Below are 18,996 nucleotides of genomic sequence, written 5' to 3'. Positions count from 1 at the left end.
CTTCATTCTCCTTCTGTTTCTGCTTGTTTGTAGCGGTCGTAAAAAAGATCAAACGGTGCATCTTCTTCAAGTTCATCTTCCATTGATTGGATGTCAGGCAATTCAGCCAAACTTTTTAAGCCAAAATAATCCATAAAGTATTCCGTCGTACCGTATAAGATCGCTCGTCCTGGTCCGTCCACGCGGCCCTTTTCTTCAATCAGCCGTTTTGCCACCAGTTTTTGAACCGAGCCGCTGGATTGGACGCCGCGAATCTCTTCTACTTCCATCCGAGTGATCGGTTGCTTGTAAGCAATGATCGACAAAGTTTCCAAAGCCGCTTGCGACAATGAACTGCCCATCGGTGATTCGGCATATTTCTTCAATAAAGGGGCAAATTGTTTCTTAGTGGTTAAGATAAAATGATTGCCGACTTCTAGAATGTGCAACGCAGTATGTTCATTTTCTTCATATTGCTGATTTAATTCCTGCAAATGCTGATAGACACTGGCAGTATTACTTTTGACTAAATAACTTAGTTCTTCAAGTCCGATCCCCTCATCACCGACGACGAATAAGATCGCTTCTAATTCACTATATTTACTCATCTTCTTTACCTGTTGGATAGAGCAGAATCGACGCATAATTGTCTGTTTGCTCTACTCGAATCGTTCCTTTTTTCATTAATTCTAATAGTGCCATAAAGGTTACCACAACTTCTGTTTTATTGTAAGAGGTAAAAAACGAATCGAAGCTGCGGCCTTTTTTGGCACTGACATGCTGCATCTCCAACTGAATCGCCGCCATCTTTTCATCGATGGTGCTTTCATCAGGAGAAATCTTGGTTTCTAGTACTTGGCGATTTTTCTTTTTCTCGACCATTTTTTGAAAAGCCAAAAAGAGATCGATCGTGTTGAATTGATTGGCTCTTAATTGATCTTCTTCCTCTTTGTATTCATCGACATCCATTGGATCTTTCGTGTAATACAAACTGCGCTCTTCCGCTTTTTCTGAAAGCTGTTCGGCTGCGTACTTAAATTTCCGGTATTCTAGCAGTTGTGCCACCAGCATATCCCGCGGATCTTCTTCGTACTCTTCGACTTCAGCAATCAATTCTTGTTTAGGCAATAGCATCTGGCTTTTGATCGCCATCAAAGTCGCCGCCATAACTAAATATTCTCCAGCGACTTCTAATTCTAAAATTTTCATGGCATGGATGTACTGCATGTATTGTTCGGTGATGGTAGCAACTGGAATATCATAAACATCGATCTCCAGTTTTTTGATCAAATGAAGCAGCAAATCCAGCGGTCCTTCAAAGACAGCCAATTTTATTTTGATTTCTTCCATTCCATCCTCGATTTCTAGGCGCGCGGAAAGTGCTGCTTGTACACTTCCGTCATCCGTTTCTTCGTTATATGCGTGTAAATCTGAGTAGTCGAGATATCTGCGTGTCCTAGTAACTCTTGAACCGTTCGCAGATCTGCCCCGTTTTCTAATAGATGGGTCGCAAAACTATGGCGCAACGTATGGGGAGTCACATTCTTGGTGATCCCAGCTTGTCGAACCAAGGCCTTTAAATTTTTCCAGATCCCTTGACGAGACAGTTGCGTGCCGTGGTTGTTCACAAACAGATGGCTTTCATCTGGCGTTTTTCTCGTCAAATATGGACGCGCATCGCTGAGATAGGTTTCGATCCATTGAATCGCTAGATCCCCTAATGGAACGATCCGTTCTTTGTCGCCTTTCCCGGTTGTTTGCAGCAACCCCATACTTAAATGCAAATCGTTTAATTTCAAACCGATCAACTCGCTGACACGTAAGCCCGTTGCATACATCACTTCCAAAATCGCTCGGTCACGGACGCCCAACACCGCTCGCGTATCCGGTGTTTCGATCAACCGCTCCACTTCTTGTAAACTCAAGGTATCAGGCAGCTTCTGCTGTTTTTTCGGTGAATCAATATGCTGCATTGGATCATGATCGGTAAACCGTTCTTGACGCAAAAATTGATGGAATCTTCGCAAACTAGAGACCATCCGAATCACGGTCGCCGAGGATTTTCCCGCTTCTTGCAGACTTTGCAAAAAAGACAAAACGATTACTCGGTCGATCTGCTGCCACTGAGTGACTTGTTTTTTTTGTAAAAACGCAAGATACTGTTGCAGATCTCGTTGGTAGCTGGCACGGGTATTTTGGGATAGCCCGCGCTCAATGGTCAAATAATGAAGATAATCAATGATTTGTTCGTTCATGGGGCTCCCTCTACTTTCAGCTTTTTTATCATATCAAATTCTGGCTCGTTAAGATAGTAGCTTGCCAATAAAAAAGAGGCACCTACCCATATCGTTTGCCCAAGGAAACACCCGAATCATAGCAGATTTTTCGGTTTCTTTCAAATTGGAAAAAATAGCGCTCTTCCTATTGGAAACCATCTGACTATCATTCGGGTGATAACAAACGTTTATTTAAAATTGCCAAAGTACAATTACTCGGCTTTGCTTTGGCATTTTTGGCAGACACCATGAAATGTCAACCGATGATCCTTTACTAAAAAATGGTACTTTTGTTCAACGATCTCTTCGACACTGCCCAGCAAATCCTCTTCAACCTCTTCAATATTGCCGCATTCCAAACACAACAAGTGATGATGAAAGTGTTTGGCACCTTCTTTGCGTAGATCATAGCGAGCGACACCGTCATTAAAGCTGACTTTATCGACGATTTTCAAATCCGTTAAGATCTCCAACGTTCGATAGACGGTTGCCAAGCCAATCTCAGAATTTTTTTTTCGCACAAAAAAGAAAATCTCTTCGGCGGATAAATGGTCTTTCTCATTTTCTAATAAGACCAATAACGTCGCTTCTCGCTGAGGAGTTAATTTAAACCCCGACTCGTGCAATTGTTTCTTGGTCTTTTTTAACGCTGCTGTTGTGTTCATAGTTGCCTCCGTATGCCGTTAATTTATAACGATTCTAATCTGAGTGAGAATCACTCAAGACAAACATTGTAATCATTATAAATTAGAACGATAAAAGAAACAAGTATTCTCAATTAGGTTTTTTGATAAGAATCGTAAAGCCGTCTTTTTGCTCAATCAAACGCTGTTTCATCAAGGTTCCTAATGCCCGTTTAAATTGGCCTTTACTAATACCAAATGTTTGTAAAATCTCTTCCGGTGCTGATTTGTCGGTGAAAGGAATTTTGTTCTCATGTGCTCGTTCTAAAAAGGTTAGAACCATGGCGGCATCATTTGAGATCGCTTCGTGGGCTCTTGGTTTCAATGAAAGGTTCAAGACACCATCTGGACGAATCCCAATCACTCGCCCTTTGACCACTTCCCCAAGGCGCGGCTCTTGATACCGTTCTGATGGATGGACGAAGCCAATATAAAAATCATCCGTCAGCAAGTAAGTACCCGCTAACTTCAAACGGTACACGGTACCTGTAACATCTTGATTCTTCATTTGCTCCGTACCATTTTTGCTCAATGCCTTAAAAATTTTCTCATCTGCTAATGAAGCCCAAATGCGCTCTTTGTCATCGACCCGCAAGCTGACCATCAAGCGGTCGCCTTTTTTAGGCCAAAGTTCCCGCATCGTTGGCAATTCATCTAATGAAACCACCATATCTTTGTCTTTTAAACCGATATCGACGAAAACGCCTAAGTCGCGACGGCTTCCTGTGACTGTACCAAAGGCATAATGCCCTTTGCGGCTTTTCGGAATGTTCGTAGTGAGCACATTTTCTTGCTTTTGATTTTGATAGCCAAACCCTTCGACTGCTTCACCTAAATGATGCTCGCCTTCTTCCTTGGCTAGTCGGAAGGTAACCCCGCCTTTTTGAACAAAATAATTTTGTTCATTTTCATCAATGATCAATCCGCTAAATACGGATGCTAATAAGTCTTTCATCTATTCTCTCCTTCTTCATAAAAACTGCCAGTTGCTATACAAAGAAACGCAGCAGTGCCATAGCAATAACGCCTGTAATAACGATCTTCATCAAATCTTTGGTATAATACCCCACCAACAATGCTGGGATACAGGCAACAGCTTCTTTGACTTTCAAGAGGGGAAATTGCCCTTCACGAAAGATCAACAAATTTTGCACCAACAATGCCGCCAAAATACACAAAGGTAAATAACTCAAAAAGATGGTGAAGGACTTCGGAAAGACCAGCTTTTTAGAAAATAAAAAAGGAACGATCCGCGGAATCCATGTAACCAACCCACATGCTAGCATTAGTATAACAAAATTAGTCATGATGTGTCACCGTCCCAACCAAACAACCTGCCAAGGTCGCCGCAATTACCGCAATCTCAGCTGTCGAAAAACGCATAAATAAAATCAATGTCCCCACAACTGCCCCTAGTACTAAGAGGGTTTGCTGGGTTTTCTTCTTAAGCGGTCGCTCTACTTGAAATAAAAAAAGACCAACAAACATGGCTACCAAGGCAAAATCTAAGCCTAACGCTTCCGGATCTGGAATAAACGAGCCTAATAATCCGCCTAAGAAGGTTGCGAAGATCCAACTCAAATAAGCCATCACGTTCAACCCATGGGTCCATTTCGCTGTGATTGGTTTGTCTTGTTGCAGTGCTGTCGTCAAAACACCATAAGATTCATCGGTCAAAAGCGTCCCAATCCCAATAGCAGAAAGCAAAGGTGTCTTTTTAAAATAGGAAGCTACTGACAAGCTCATCAAAAAGTGTCGTAAATTCACTAAAAAAACTGTTGCGACGATCGTCATGAAGGGTGCTTGAATCGCTAGTAACGCGCAAATGATAAATTGGGCACTGCCAGCATAGACAATAATAGACATTAAAATAATTTCTAAAATAGACAACCCAACGCCTTTTCCCACAACCCCCATCGCAAAACCAATGCCCAGATACCCAAGAATCGTTGGTACACAAGCAATGACTCCATCTTCAAACCGATCATATCTTTCCATTTTCTGCACAAAAAACCCCTCCTTGTTTGAACGATTATCTTTCATCATATCGAAAACAGGGAGGGGAAACAAGAGTTTTTCACATGTGCATGTAATTACTCTGAAAGTTTGCTAGTGACTCAGGGGATTTAGCGAACGGTGTGATCGTTCCCATTGCCTCTGAAATAGCCGGTTTTGGCGTTTACCGTAAATAAGTATAGCGGGAAGGCTGAATCGTCCGTTCCTTTGAGCAAGCTACCTTGGGCATTTGTCGCATAAAAATTGTAATAGCCTTCACCATTGACGATTCGCACACGTTCAAAAGTATAGCCGCCTTCCACCACATAACCACGGGCAATCGCTGTGGCGATGATTTTTTCTTGGACGCCATCCGCCCACACCCAAGCACTATTGTTCACATCATCCAAATCACTTTGACGAGCTGGAATGATTGGTTGATTGTTAGTATTTGTTGGCGTATTTGGCGAAAGGACATACTCTTCTTCAGAAGTACTTTGCGCTGGTGCCGCAGCGCTTGAAGAACCACCGCTCGAAGCTGAAGAATTGTTCTCAGAAGCCGCTGCTTGTGCTGCTTGTTCGGCTTGTTGTTGCGCCGCTGCTTGTTGGGTAGCTGTTTCACGCTTCGTCAAGGCAGTATCGACTTTACGAAGTTCAGTCGTAAGACTTTCCACCAATGAATCGATTGACAATGCTTGGACTTTTTTCATTAAAGCATTGTAGTTCTCGCGGGTGACACTTGCCGGAGCTTCCCCATCACCACTTAAAGCCACCATGCTCTTCACTGCATTTTGAACTTCCTCGATCGCGCTGAACTCTTTTTGTCCCATGTCGATGGCTTGATTGATCAACTCATCAAAGGCATCCCCGTTCTCACGCTTCGCCATTGTGACAGCAGCAGCTTCTTTCAAGGGGACTTCTTCCAACTGATCCCCCACAACGGCAGGACTGCTGAAATAGCTGTTGATCTCTGTTAAAGCCGCTACTTTGTCAGCGATCGTCTCTGCTTCTTGTGACAAGGCATCGTATCGTTCGTGGTCTTGAAAATCTGCCAACTGATTCGTCACAGCCGCCAACTGTTCTGCTGTTTTGTCGCTTTTAATGAACACACGCTCATCATCTGTATAAAAATCATTCAGCTCATTTTCGATCTGATCTAACGTGCGGTTCTCTTGTGCCAGTTGCGTTTGTCGGGCAGTTTCTTGTTGCTGTTGTTGATAGTAATACGCCCAACCACCACCTGCTGCCACTAATAGACAAGCCGCTGTAATGTAGAGTGCTTTACGAGGGCTCTTCTTGTTTTCGGTAGAAACAGGTGTTTTTTCTTCAGCAGTCGCCTTTTGCGGTGTTTCCTCCGCTATGGTGATTGGTTCAGGAATTGGATCGATGACTGGCTCTGGCTGCTTCCCAGCTTCTTCAATAACTGGCTCCATCACTGCTTCCTCTTCACTTGCCGGCAGAGATTCCTCGCTGGCTTGCACCTGACTTTCTGCTTCAGCAGAGGATAGATCAACAGCGGTTTCTTCTGCTTCCAAAGCTGCAGCTGCCTTGGCTTCTTCATCAAGTTTGTGCTGCCGGATATAAGCAGCCAAAATCTCAGAGTCATGCTGATCATCCGTATTTAATGCATCGGTCTCATTTACTTCTTCGCTGGCTGATGTTGTTTGGTCTTCTTTAGACCCAGAGTTTTCCGCCGTTTCTGGTTCTTTTTTGGACTCTGATTCAAGTGCTACTTTTTGCTCATCGGGAAGGGCCTCCTGCTGCGCAAGGTCGATCGTTTCTTCATTCAAGGACGGCCGATCACCTAAATGCTCCTCCATTTTTCCGATCGGAACATTTTTAAAGTCAGACCAGCGAATATCATCGTTTTTATTTTGTAGCTCTTCTGGCGTAACGGAAGAGTCAGATGCTGGTTCCTGTTGGTTCTCCTTTGCTTCCTTCCATTGAAACCCGCAATTGGGACAAACAGATGTTTCTTCTATTGCTTGAAATCCACATTCAGGACATGTCTTCTTCATTGATTCAAACTGACTCCTTTTGTTTTTTGCAATTCCTTTTTATGGAGCAGTAACCTACCAGATCAAACGCTTGATGCGCCCACTGCTCCCTATTTCAAAGACCGACAAATAATAAGTCTTCTTCGCATTTCTTTTTAATTACTCAATTATGCAGATGCACAAAATTAAATTTATCACATTCTAAGCAATTAGCCAACACTTGCTTGGTTACGTTTTTATTAAGTTCTTTACTGATCCTGTGAAGAGATGACAGAACGAGAACAAAAAAGACTTTCCAAAGAGGACCTTTGGAAAGTCGATAAACCTTGATTATTCTAAGAAATCTTTCAATTGTTTTGAACGAGATGGATGGCGTAGTTTCCGTAACGCTTTTGCTTCGATCTGACGAATCCGTTCTCTCGTTACCCCAAAGACTTTGCCGACTTCTTCTAATGTCCGAGTACGACCATCATCGATTCCGAAACGCAAGCGTAGCACGTTTTCTTCACGGTCAGTCAAGGTATCCAGTACATCTTCTAATTGTTCTTTCAAAAGCTCATAAGCCGCATGCTCTGCTGGACTTGTGGCATCTTGGTCTTCAATAAAATCACCTAGATGAGAATCATCTTCTTCACCGATCGGTGTTTCTAATGAAACAGGTTCTTGAGCGATCTTCAAGATTTCACGAACTTTTTCTGTCGGCAGATCCATTTCTGCACCGATTTCTTCCGGTGTCGGTTCGCGTCCTAAGTCTTGCAATAATTGCCGTTGGATACGAATCAATTTGTTGATGGTTTCTACCATATGCACTGGGATCCGAATGGTGCGGGCTTGGTCAGCGATGGCACGGGTGATTGCTTGACGGATCCACCAGGTCGCATACGTCGAGAATTTGAACCCTTTGCGGTAGTCGAATTTCTCAACGGCTTTCATCAAACCCATGTTTCCTTCTTGGATCAAATCAAGGAATTGCATTCCTCGACCTACATAACGTTTGGCAATACTAACGACCAAACGTAGGTTGGCTTCTGCCAAACGCTGTTTTGCTTCTTGGTCGCCTTCTTCGATTTTCAGTGCAAGAGCCACTTCTTCTTCTGCGGTCAATAGTGGCACCCGACCGATTTCTTTCAAGTACATCCGAACGGGATCATTGATTTTCACACCAGTCGGTGCAGACAGATCTTCTTGAGGTTGGGTTTCTTGTCGTTTTTCATTACTCTTTAAACTATGGACTGAAGGCTCTCCGTTTTCATCCACGACACTGATGCCTGAATCCTCCAGTTTTTGAATTAGTTTGTCCATTGCATCAGCATCCAAAGTATACGGCGTTGCTAAACGATTCGTAATGTCATCGTAAACAACTTGCCCCTTTGTTTTGTTTTCTCGGATGTATTCGGCAACTGCTTTGTCATACGTTTTTTTTGTTTCTTCTGCCATGAAAGAAAGCCCCTTTCAGTTCGCTATTTAGCTTGTTTCAACCGTTTGGTCAAATCAATGATTTCGATCGCTAGTTCAAGTTCTAATTGCTGGTTTCCTTTTTGTCTTGCTTCTTGCTGCTGGATTCGTTTTTGATTGATTTCTTCAGCAATGCCCGACTTTTGAAAGACCTGCAGAATGTCCTGAAATTCTTGTTCAGTCCCTTCCTCAGAAGCTTTAAGATCTGCAATATCGATCACCATTTTTTTCATTGAATCTTCTTTTAAAAAATCTAAGAACTTTGCTAAAACAAAGTGTTCTTCTGTTTCCATATACGCATCAAACAGCAGATAAAGCTGTTGGTAACGATCATGGATAAAGGATATGCCACTCGCTCGAAAGCGATGATTTAATGTACTGTCATGAAACAAACGGTACAATAATAATTCTTGTGCTTTTTCTACCTGTGTTTTGGGCTGCTGCCGCGTTGGCGGCATAAAGACCACAGGATTATCTGCTGGCGGTGGTGGCGCTGCATCTTGCATCGGTCGCTGTTCTTGCCGATTTTGCTTGAGTTGCTGCTGCAGGGTTTCACGACTCAAATTGAACTCTGTAGACAGCTGGGTCAAATAACGGTCTTGCTCCAACAAAGAATCCACACGCTGCAATTCATTTAACACAACTTGGACATAGTCCAATTGTTCTTTCTCATTGGCTAAATTGCGATTCGTCCGATGATAATCCATTTTGAATGCAAAAACCGTTTCTTTGCCGTGGACAGCTAATTTATAAAAAGCTTCTGTCCCATATTTGCGCAAATACTCATCTGGGTCCATCCGTTCCGGTACTCGAACCACCGATAGTTTCAAACGGCTATTGTTTTGCAAAAGATCGATCCCGCGGTTCGTTGCTTCAACCCCTGCACTATCTCCATCGTAACAAAGAATCACTTCTTGTGCCACTCGTTCGATATGGGCGATCTGCTGATTGGTTAAGCTGGTTCCCATTGAGGCGATCCCATGTTCGATTCCTGCCTGCCAAGCGGCGATCACGTCCATAAATCCTTCAAATAAATACACTTGGCCATCTTTGCGCATCGCACGGCGTGCTTTGTCAAAGTTGAAGAGAACCTCGCGCTTGTTGAAAAGGATCGTTTCAGGACTATTTAAATATTTCGGCTGGTCTTGATCACCAACTTTTTCGCTTGCCAGCCAACGACCAGAAAAACCAATCGTTTTTCCTTGAGGATTACGAATCGGAAACATGATTCGTTGGTAAAAGCGATCCGCCAATGAACCATCGTTTCGTTGAACAAAGAGCCCTGTATCAGGAAAAAATTCAGCTTTGGCTTGTTCATTCAAAAAGACTTTCTCCAAAAACGAGCGTTCGTTCGGCGCAAAACCAATATTGAATTCTTCAATCAATGCCATCGTCAATCCGCGATCCAACAAATAATCAAGCGCTTCTTGTCCAGCAGCCGTATTCACCAACATGTGATGATAGACCTCGGCGGCTTTTTCATGCAGCGCAATCAGTTGACTCGTTTGTGAGGTCGCCTCATTGATACCTTCTGACTGTTGATATTGCGGATCAAGAGGAATATCGTTCATTTCTGCTACTTTGACGACTGCTTCAGGAAAACTGATGCCTTCAAGCTCTTGTAAAAAACCGTAAACATTTCCCCCACGACCACAACCAAAACAATGAAAAATTTGTTTGTCTTCTGCAACGGAAAAAGAAGGTGATTTTTCATTATGAAAGGGACACAAACCAAAATAATTCTTTCCGGATTTCTTTAACTGGACATACTGTCCCACGATATCAACAATATTGCTGCGTTCGCGAATATCGTCAATGATCGTTTGAGGAATTCGTGCCATCCACTCACCTCCATTTGGTAAGTATTCATCGTTTACTAGGTAAAAAAACGCACTAATAGGTATCAGTGCGAAGAATAATTAGACAGAATCACTCATAATGATTTTACCATATTCTATTTGTATTTCAAGCTTTTTTGCTTGCGTTGTTTCTTGACGATCAAGAAAAAAACCGCGCCGTAACGTCGATTTTCCACCGGTTCATTTTTATTAGATCCGCATAGAACATATTGCCGCCATTGTGATACAAATGACCGCCATTATAAAAGACCGATTGGATGCCCCAATAACGATAGGTTTGTTCTGTATCATTGCCTAACAACGGGGATAAAACCTCTCGGGAGTATGTTTCTGCTAATTCTAAGGTGTTCACGCCACCCCGTTCAGCGACATAATCAATATAATCTGTCCCAAAATTATAAGCCTGGACCGCGGTCCAAAGATCACAATTCATTTGCTCTGCTTTTTCGATCAACTCGGCTAAATAAGAAACCCCTTGTTCGATGCTTTGTTCTGGCGTATCAAATTGATTTTGTTTTCCATATACACTTTCAGAACTTTGCATCGGGTCATTGCCTTGTCCTTTTGACTCCGTCAGCATGATACTCATTGCTAAAGACTGATATTCAGAGATGTCGTGGGCTTGTGTCTGCTGTGCGATTTCCTCTTCATACGCATAGACAGCTTTCAATGCCGTGTAATTTCGATAGCCCCAAACCCCTGCTCCGATCAGCAGCAGCAAGAGCGCAAGCTTCAGTACAAATCCTAGGAAACGTCGAATTTTTCTCATCAAATACATCCCATCTTTTCTAAGTCAGAATCTATCGTACTATGAAATGAACAGGCTGACTAGAATTTTTTCTCTCCTAAAAAATCCTTAATAAAATCACAAGATTATTTAGAAAAAAACAAGCAATCCTAAGCTGATGGAGGGATTGTTGATGGTTTGACATGAAAAAGGAAACAGTGCTCCTTCAGATAAAGGAAGCACTGTTTCACTGATTTTTATTTTTCGATCGTGGTCACGATACCAGAACCAACTGTTCGTCCACCTTCACGAATGGAGAAGGTCGTTCCATTTTCCACAGCGATTGGATGGATCAATTCCACATCGATCGTTACGTTGTCACCAGGCATAACCATTTCCGTTCCTTCTGGTAAAACGATATTCCCAGTTACGTCCGTTGTACGGAAGTAAAATTGTGGGCGATAGTTATTAAAGAATGGGGTATGGCGACCGCCTTCTTCCTTTGTCAACACATAGACTTCTGCTTGGAATTTCGTATGTGGTGTGATGGAACCTGGTTTTGCTAACACTTGTCCCCGTTCAATTTCATCACGGGTGATTCCCCGTAATAATACCCCTACATTATCACCAGCTTCGCCAAAGTCCATCGTTTTACGGAACATTTCTACTCCTGTCACGACTGCTTTTTGTGTTTCAGGTTTGATTCCGACGATTTCTACTTCATCACCGACTTTTACTGTTCCGCGATCAATCCGACCAGAAGCAACGGTTCCCCGTCCAGTAATTGAAAAGACATCTTCGATCGGCAACAATAATGGTTTGTCAGTATCTCGTTCAGGTGTTGGGATATATTCATCTACCGTATCCATCAGCGTTAAGATCGCTGCTTCTGCTTCTGGATCACCTTCCAAGGCTTTTAAAGCAGAGCCTTTGATCACAGGAATGTCATCCCCTGGAAAATCATATTCAGTCAGCAATTCTCTGACTTCCATTTCAACTAAATCGATCAACTCATCATCATCGACAAGGTCCGTTTTATTCAAAAAGACGATCAAATGTTTCACACCTACTTGACGAGAAAGCAAAATATGTTCCCGTGTTTGTGGCATTGGGCCATCTGTCGCTGATACGACCAAGATTGCGCCGTCCATTTGGGCAGCCCCTGTAATCATATTTTTCACATAGTCCGCATGTCCTGGTGCATCGATATGGGCATAGTGCCGTTTTTCTGTTTCATATTCTACATGGGCAGTATTGATAGTGATACCACGTTCGCGTTCCTCAGGAGCCGCGTCGATACTTGCGTAATCTTGCGGATTGGCAAGCCCTTTTTTCCCAAGAACTGTGGTAATAGCAGCAGTCAAGGTTGTTTTCCCATGGTCAACGTGTCCAATTGTTCCGATGTTGACATGGGGTTTGCTACGATCATAATGTTGTTTTGCCATATTGTTTCCCTCCTAGAGAAAGTTGAGTCGCTGTTTGACTCGAATCATATTTTTGCGATTTACGCTTCCAAATTCATAAGCCTCAACTTATTTTTTGTAAGTTTAAATCTACTCTTATTATAGGTCAAAATTAGTCAAAGTCAAGTCAGAGGTCTCAGCTCCCAATCCCTAAGAATTTCTTTGCTTTTTAGCGATCTATTGGACGTAGGACAATTTTTATGAATAATAGAAGATGAGGTGAGAGATGTGAAGAAAATCATGGCAGCGCTGGTTTTTACAGCAATTTTCCTTGGGGGCTGTTTTGCTACTTATCATTATTACTATGGTGGAAATGACTACTATACAGTCATCACGGATGCCGGCGAGCACGATACAGAAATTAGTGATAACGGGGTTGCCGAAGATGTCTACCGTTACACACAAGACGCTTACAGTTCCTCTGGAGAAGTCAAAAGGGTCAAAATGAATGAGCACCGTTCCGCTCCTTTAAGAGAAGGTGCCTATTTAAAATTATTGGTCAATCCTAATAAAGGTGTTCTGAGCTGGGAAGAAGTTTCTGAAGAAGACGTTCCTAAAGCCGCCCTTGAGAAACTGGCCGCTCAATAATTGCTGATATTGATCAAAGATATCCAGAAAAAAGCAGAGACTCCTCATTTCTTAAAGAGGAATCTCTGCTTTTTTTGTTGTTCTATGTTGTTAGCTCCGTATCATCCCCACAGAAGCCCCTTCTCCTACATCCGATTAATTACTTCTTCTACATTTTTGATCGTTACAGAAATCGTTCCGTCTGGGTTATTGATAAATTCAATCAAATTTGGATCTCGGTAGACATCCAAAGGAACGATCAATTCGATCCCGTTAGATAATTTCAGTTTTTGTTTCCCAAATTTTTTCTCCGAAATCTCACGGACATCCCGCATCATTGGCGCCTGATTGACGAATCCTTTTTCAGCCACTTCTTCTTGAAAAGAAAGCTGAGCGGTAATATTGTCTTTAAAGACTTTTTGCGCTACTTCGCTGACATCGATATGACCAGATTCTTCGATCGTGTCGTAGACCGCTTCTTTTAAATCGGCAACAACGTTATAGGTAGGTGTTTCAAACTTCTGCCCAATTTTTTCCGCCACTTTTTTGATGACTTTGACGTTTTCTTCTAACGAAGGAATCGGTTCGGCATCAATGACTTTCGTTGAAAAGTAAGCATATTTTTCCCCTGAAAAGCTATATTTCTTTTCAATCAGTTCAAAATCTAAGCTCTCCACATCAATTGTGATCCCTTCATCGGCCTTTTGGGTTTTACCTGCTAGTAGGGCACGATGCAAAATCAAATTGTTTTCGATCCCAGCTTCCCCATTATCAATAAAATGCGTATAGCCGTCTTGATAATTGACCTTCAAAAATGCCAACTGCATTCTTGTATCAAATTCATACAAGACGACAAAGGCATCCGCACTTGGTGCATCTTCACTTTCCTTGTAGGCTTCATACCACCGTTGGACGATCGCTTCACTGGCTGCGACAAAATCATCCGGTGCTTGTTTGACCAGTTGAGCGATCGTTGATGTTTCGAGTAAACGCCCTGTTTTGGTTTGCGGTGTTGCAAGTTTCTGTATTTTTTTCGTCAAATAATCACGTATGTATTCCGTTGTTAAATCAAGTTCAACTTGTGAAAAAACCGGATTGCCTGTTTGACGGTCAATAATGTGTAAAATCGCATGTTTCAAATAAATATCCATTGGTTACGCTCCTTATCCATTTGTCTAGTGTACAAAAAAAATAGGCGAACTGACAAGAGTCAAACGTCATTTTTCTTGTTGGACACTTCCTTTTTGAAAGATGCATTCATTGGAAAATCCGTCTTCGTCTGCTAAACTAAAGGTATCACAGAAAACGGAGGAATGAACATGAACAGCTATACGTTATCAAATAATGTGACCATCCCTGAGCTAGGCTTTGGCACATGGCAAACACCAGACGGCGACGTTGCCGTAGCATCAGTCAAAAAAGCACTGGAAGTAGGTTACCGCCATATTGATACAGCACAAGGCTATAAAAATGAAGCCAGTGTTGGTCAAGCGATCAAAGAAAGCGGCATTCCCCGCGAAGAGCTTTTCTTGACTACAAAATTGTGGAATGCAAACCATTCCTATGATCTTGTGATGTCTTCTTTTGAAGAGTCCTTAGAAAAACTACAAACAGACTATATCGATCTTTTCTTAATCCATTGGCCAAACCCAGTAGCCTTTCGTGACAACTGGCAAACAGCGAATGCAGAAACATGGCGCGCTTTTGAAGAATTGTATCAAGCAGGCAAAATCAAAGCGATCGGCGTCAGCAACTTCTTACCACATCATTTTGAAGAATTGAAAAAAACAGCGACCATCTTCCCAATGGTCAATCAGATTTTCCTTGCACCTGGCGAGTTACAAGAAGAAGTCGTGACCTATTGCCAAGAACACGATGTATTGCTTGAAGCATATAGCCCATTAGGTACCGGGAAGATATTTGATGTACCAGAAATGAAAGCATTAGCTGAAAAGCATCAAAAATCAATCGCTCAAGTTGCATTACGCTGGTCTTTACAACATGGTTTCTTGCCATTACCAAAATCAGTCACATCAAGTCGGATCGAAGAAAACATCCATGTCTTTGATTTTGAGCTATCTGAAGAAGACATGAAAACGATCGATCAATTAGATGGCGTCGTTGGGAAAGCGACCAATCCAGATACGACAGGGTTTTAATTTTACTCTCTATAAGGAGAAGCCTATGAAGACAACTGATTTGATTCACCTCTCCCCTGCTGTTCAAAAAGCCTTACATGCTGATTTTGTTTTTCTTGTATGGCCAGACAAAGTCCAACATTTTCCGGCGCGTCAATGGTCAACCAGCGACTATCAGCAGATGCTGGCTGAGAAACTCACTGGCGAGATACGCTTTTTTCTTTGGGAAAACTACTTAGTCGCCACTGGAGACAAGGAGCTTTTGATCCTGATGCCTAAGTACCATCAAATCAATGATCTAGTAGAAACGCCAGCGCCGCTTCTTTAGCAGCGCTGGCGCTTTTCAGGAAGTATATAAATTTTTTTGTATTTTTTCATGAGAATCACTGTTCTTTTCTGCAAATTTTCCTTATAATCGATAGTGATCGAGAGGAGAAGATTATGAAAAAGAAACAATTAGCAAAATTGAAACAACAATTCCGCCCGTCTTATGAAACAGCTCGACAACAGTTGTTTACAGCGATCGAGCGCAAAACAGCAGATAAGTTCGACCTTCCGACAACTGTTTATATCAATCCTAAAAATCACGAGGAATTATTGATTGAATTGTTGAAGGAAACACCAAAAGAACAAAAAATCGCTGTTCCTTTAGATGAGAACTTCAAAATCGTCGTGAAACGAATCCAACGCTTAGAAGCTGGCTTACTTGATCGTTTCAGCGATAACTTAGTCGATGAAATCGCCGCCTACTGGTTGCCGACCAATACACAAGTAAGTGCGACGCCTGCTTCCGCTCCTGTCACAGAAACAGCAGAAGTGAAGGAAGAATCAACACCAACCGAAACGGCTGCACCAACTAAAGAAGTAGAAAAATCAGCGGAATCAACGGCTGATGATTCTGACAAAGCCATGACTTTTTCAGCATTTGCCGAAAAAATCGCAGCATTCCCTAAATTTTCTGCAAAACAATCTTCAGGAGAAACGATCGTAATCGAAGCTTCCCCGAAAGAAGATCGTGTTCTAGCAACAATTTCTGAAACAGAAAGTGATACTTTTACTATCGAAACCGCGCTAGAACGCAAATACAAAGTAAAATTAGAAGTCATTCCATTGATCGAGGCGTATGCCCACACGGCGATTTCTAAACGATAAACAAAAGGTTCTCTAGGAATTTCCCTAGAGAACCTTTTTTAGTTGCGTATTTCTGTTAAAAATTTACGGGCTTGCTCTTGATTCATTTGACTCGCCGCTCGCAGCTTAGCTGCCAGCTGCTCGATCTCGTTTCCTTTTGCCCCAACTGAAATAGCTAATGAACGGGCTTGCATGCTCATATGGCCTTGCTGAATCCCTTCTGAAACCAATGCCCGCAAAGCTGCCAGATTCTGAACCAACCCGACACTTGCCGCCAGCGAAGCTAACTCACTCGCCGTTTCAACACCAGTCAGTGCCAACGCCGCTTGGGCTTTCGGCAATACTTTCGTCGCCCCCCCGACCGTGGCGATCGCCAACGGCAGTGTAATACTGCCGATCAGTCGGTCTTCAGCGATTTTCCAAGAAGTTAAGCCTTGCACCCGACCGTTACGTGCGGCATACCCATGACAAGCAGCGGAAAGTGCTCGGGTATCATTGCCGGTAGCCAAAATCAGTGCTTCGACACCATTCATGATCCCTTTGTTATGGGTAGTCGCTCGATACGGATCAATCTTAGCGAAATCAGCTGCATGAACGATTTTTGTTGCGACTTGTCTGCCATTTCCGGTCTTGCTCAGTTTATCAAAAAGTACGGAGCAAGTGGCTGTCACTAACGATTCCGTAGCAAGATTGCTTAAAATACTAAAGAGAATTTCTTCTTCTGGGAACCACTTCCGAAAGAGGTCGGCTACTCCTTCTAAAATCGAATTGATGATGTTGGCGCCCATGGCATCTTTGACATCAACCAACAAATCGATTGAGACATAGGCTGTTGCTAATTCAGATTCTGCTGGGGAGAAGTTCCGACCAATCACTCGTCGCAGTCCTCCGCCGCGTTTTACGATCGAGGGATATGCCTCGTTCGCCACTGCAAAAATCGTTGCTTGCTCTGTATTGACTTTTGCCAAAAGGGCATCTGGGTCTTGAACACCCATAAAGACGATCTGTCCTCGAAGCAAACGTTCTTGGCTAGTTGTTGTAATGGGACCAGCCATTTTGGCACCGTTGCTCATCGCTGCAACCACAGAGGGTTCTTCTGTGGCTAACGGGACATTGTATAACTTGCCATTCACCTGCAGATTCACCCCCACGCCTAAGGGGATTTCCACTTCACTGATCTGGTTTTCGATCAAGTGATTGGCGGTTTCCTTGTCTAATGCCATTTCTTGAAAAACCAAGGATTCGGTTGCCGCGATCGCCCCTTGTGCTTCGAGAAAGGCTAGCCGTTCGTTAGGCGTAAGGGCGTAGAACTTTTTTTTTTCTGTTTTTTCTGATGCTGACTCCTCATGAAAATCAGTGTGACTTGCTGCGACCAAAGGGTTTTCTAACAGCATCGCTAGCCCTAACCCACCACCGACACATAAAGAGGCGATCCCATAGCGCTCTTGGGTGTCTTTTAGCTGATAAGCGACCGTCGTTGCGATCCGAGCGCCAGTCGCGCCAATCGCATGGCCAAGAGAAATGCCCCCGCCGTAACGGTTGACTTTCTTGGGATCCAAACCAAGTTCACGTTCTACTACAATTGAGGAAGCTGCAAAGGCTTCATTGATTTCAAAAATACCGATCTCTTCAATCGACAGTGCTTGCTTTTTCAGTAACGTATCGATTGCTTTGATTGGTGAGATTCCCATGATCTCTGGAGCAAAGCCAACTTCAACGATCTCTTTGATCACTGCCAGATAAGGAATCTGATGCTCCTCACAGTAGCTTTTTGAGGCGATCAAGACCATGGCAGCACCATCATTGATGGTTGAGGCATTCCCAGCAGTCACCGTACCGTCCTTTTTGAAAACCGTTTTAAGTTCAGCTAATTTTTCGACCGTCGTAGCGGCGCGAATGCCTTCATCCTGTAAAACGGTCCCTGACTTTTCAGTCAAAGGTACGATCTCTTGCTCAAATTTCTTTTCTGCTTGTGCCTTGGCAGCTTTCATTTGGGAGTGGTAGGCAAATTCATCTTGTTCTTGTCGCGTGATGCCGTATCTTTCTGCAACAGTTTCAGCCGTTAAGCCCATCGGTTTGCTGCTAAAAGCATCCGTTAAGCCATCATGCATCATTGTTGATATTGGGGCTGAATACTGATCTTCCGCCTTGTTATAATAACTGAAAAGCGGCGCATTCGTCATACTTTCAATCCCACCAGTCAAAACGACGGATGCCTTGTTTAACTGAATTTGCTCCATGCCCATTAGAATCGCTTTCATTCCCGAACCGCAAACTTCGTTGATCGTTGAGGCTGGGATATCTGAAGAAAGTCCACTTTGCAGGGAAACTTGACGGCTTGGATTTTGACCACTGCCTGCTTGTAGGACATTTCCGATAATCACTTGTGCGATATGTTCTTTTGCTTGTTGGTTTCTTGCCAACAAGGCTTTTGCAGCAACTGTTCCTAATTCTACTGCTGAATATTCTTTTAATGACCCATGGTATTTGCCAATTGGCGTTCTTAGTGCGTCGATAATGACAACTTCTTCCACGTACGTCACCTCCTCTTGAAATATATCATTAAATCCTCCAAAAAAGAATACCCCACATCAGCTTGCTGCGCCCTTTTCTACTTTCTTTAATAAAGTTTAAATTCTAATCAATTCTTTTTCATTTTTTTCAAAAAATATGATACCTTAGAACGTGTAGCCTACTAAGTACGTAGAACATAAAGGAGCGACGGA

General features: G+C 42.9%; 18 protein-coding genes. 4 read left to right on the top strand and 14 right to left on the bottom strand.

Features of this window, described 5'->3' with window-relative positions; all coding sequences use genetic code 11:
• Positions 1–2: 2 nt before the first annotated feature.
• The 12 genes from scpB to tuf form a co-directional block, all read right to left on the bottom strand.
• Positions 3–587, bottom strand: coding sequence for an SMC-Scp complex subunit ScpB (gene scpB / locus IGI78_RS05475; protein WP_005229316.1), 585 nt, complete (start codon positions 585–587; stop codon positions 3–5).
• Positions 580–1,329: a segregation/condensation protein A gene (locus IGI78_RS05470; RefSeq protein ID WP_005237103.1), complete on the bottom strand. Its 750-nt coding sequence runs from the start codon at positions 1,327–1,329 to the stop codon at positions 580–582. Before IGI78_RS05470 ends, scpB begins: the two co-directional genes overlap by 8 nt.
• Before the next feature lie 14 nt (positions 1,330–1,343).
• Positions 1,344–2,234 carry a site-specific tyrosine recombinase XerD gene (xerD, locus tag IGI78_RS05465; protein WP_081118790.1) on the bottom strand — a complete coding sequence of 297 codons (891 nt, stop codon included), beginning with the start codon at positions 2,232–2,234 and terminating at the stop codon, positions 1,344–1,346.
• A gap of 233 nt (positions 2,235–2,467) precedes the next feature.
• A complete protein-coding gene (locus tag IGI78_RS05460; protein WP_005237105.1) occupies positions 2,468–2,920 on the bottom strand; it encodes a Fur family transcriptional regulator in 453 nt (150 codons plus the stop codon).
• Between the two features lie 109 nt (positions 2,921–3,029).
• Positions 3,030–3,893 carry a CvfB family protein gene (locus tag IGI78_RS05455; RefSeq protein WP_081118791.1) on the bottom strand — a complete coding sequence of 288 codons (864 nt, stop codon included), beginning with the start codon at positions 3,891–3,893 and terminating at the stop codon, positions 3,030–3,032.
• A 34-nt stretch (positions 3,894–3,927) separates the two neighbouring features.
• Complete coding sequence (locus tag IGI78_RS05450) at positions 3,928–4,245, bottom strand: AzlD domain-containing protein (RefSeq protein WP_081118792.1); 318 nt, start codon at positions 4,243–4,245, stop codon at positions 3,928–3,930.
• A complete protein-coding gene (locus IGI78_RS05445) occupies positions 4,238–4,945 on the bottom strand; it encodes an AzlC family ABC transporter permease (RefSeq protein WP_081118793.1) in 708 nt (235 codons plus the stop codon). Before IGI78_RS05445 ends, IGI78_RS05450 begins: the two co-directional genes overlap by 8 nt.
• A 119-nt stretch (positions 4,946–5,064) precedes the next feature.
• Positions 5,065–6,951 carry a cell division site-positioning protein MapZ family protein gene (locus tag IGI78_RS05440; protein ID WP_081118794.1) on the bottom strand — a complete coding sequence of 629 codons (1,887 nt, stop codon included), beginning with the start codon at positions 6,949–6,951 and terminating at the stop codon, positions 5,065–5,067.
• A 309-nt stretch (positions 6,952–7,260) separates the two neighbouring features.
• On the bottom strand, positions 7,261–8,367 hold the full coding sequence (gene rpoD / locus IGI78_RS05435) for an RNA polymerase sigma factor RpoD (RefSeq protein WP_005229298.1): 1,107 nt from the start codon (positions 8,365–8,367) through the stop codon (positions 7,261–7,263).
• A 23-nt stretch (positions 8,368–8,390) separates the two neighbouring features.
• Positions 8,391–10,226, bottom strand: coding sequence for a DNA primase (gene dnaG, locus IGI78_RS05430; protein WP_081118795.1), 1,836 nt, complete (start codon positions 10,224–10,226; stop codon positions 8,391–8,393).
• 157 nt (positions 10,227–10,383) lie between these two features.
• Complete coding sequence (locus IGI78_RS05425; RefSeq protein WP_077452682.1) at positions 10,384–11,013, bottom strand: lysozyme family protein; 630 nt, start codon at positions 11,011–11,013, stop codon at positions 10,384–10,386.
• Positions 11,014–11,228: 215 nt separating this feature from the next.
• Positions 11,229–12,416: an elongation factor Tu gene (gene tuf / locus IGI78_RS05420; RefSeq protein WP_005237121.1), complete on the bottom strand. Its 1,188-nt coding sequence runs from the start codon at positions 12,414–12,416 to the stop codon at positions 11,229–11,231.
• Positions 12,417–12,662: 246 nt separating this feature from the next.
• On the opposite strand from tuf, the gene IGI78_RS05415 reads away from it, so the two are divergent.
• Positions 12,663–13,022, top strand: a complete 360-nt coding sequence (locus tag IGI78_RS05415; RefSeq protein WP_081118796.1) for a YxeA family protein — start codon at positions 12,663–12,665, stop codon at positions 13,020–13,022.
• A gap of 125 nt (positions 13,023–13,147) precedes the next feature.
• Here the strand turns inward: IGI78_RS05415 and IGI78_RS05410 are convergent, their stop codons facing one another.
• Positions 13,148–14,152, bottom strand: coding sequence for a nucleoid-associated protein (locus tag IGI78_RS05410; RefSeq protein WP_081118797.1), 1,005 nt, complete (start codon positions 14,150–14,152; stop codon positions 13,148–13,150).
• A gap of 162 nt (positions 14,153–14,314) precedes the next feature.
• Between IGI78_RS05410 and IGI78_RS05405 the strand changes: the two genes are divergently transcribed.
• From IGI78_RS05405 to IGI78_RS05395, 3 genes are all read left to right on the top strand, one after another.
• The gene (locus IGI78_RS05405; RefSeq protein ID WP_016613071.1) at positions 14,315–15,160 is read left to right on the top strand and encodes an aldo/keto reductase; all 846 of its coding nucleotides are present in this window, start codon (positions 14,315–14,317) and stop codon (positions 15,158–15,160) included.
• A 25-nt stretch (positions 15,161–15,185) separates the two neighbouring features.
• Positions 15,186–15,467, top strand: a complete 282-nt coding sequence (locus IGI78_RS05400) for a hypothetical protein (protein ID WP_081118798.1) — start codon at positions 15,186–15,188, stop codon at positions 15,465–15,467.
• Between the two features lie 113 nt (positions 15,468–15,580).
• The gene (locus tag IGI78_RS05395) at positions 15,581–16,291 is read left to right on the top strand and encodes a hypothetical protein (protein ID WP_081118799.1); all 711 of its coding nucleotides are present in this window, start codon (positions 15,581–15,583) and stop codon (positions 16,289–16,291) included.
• 38 nt (positions 16,292–16,329) lie between these two features.
• Here IGI78_RS05395 and IGI78_RS05390 read toward each other — a convergent pair whose 3' ends face one another.
• Positions 16,330–18,804, bottom strand: a complete 2,475-nt coding sequence (locus tag IGI78_RS05390; protein WP_430618541.1) for a hydroxymethylglutaryl-CoA reductase, degradative — start codon at positions 18,802–18,804, stop codon at positions 16,330–16,332.
• Positions 18,805–18,996: the final 192 nt, after the last annotated feature.

Origin of the sequence: Enterococcus sp. DIV1767, from assembly GCF_050542585.1 — a bacterium.
Taxonomy (GTDB): Bacteria; Bacillota; Bacilli; order Lactobacillales; family Enterococcaceae; genus Enterococcus_D; species Enterococcus_D innesii.
Note: the sequence above shows the minus strand (reverse complement) of the source record. Positions and strands in the feature narration are given on the sequence as shown.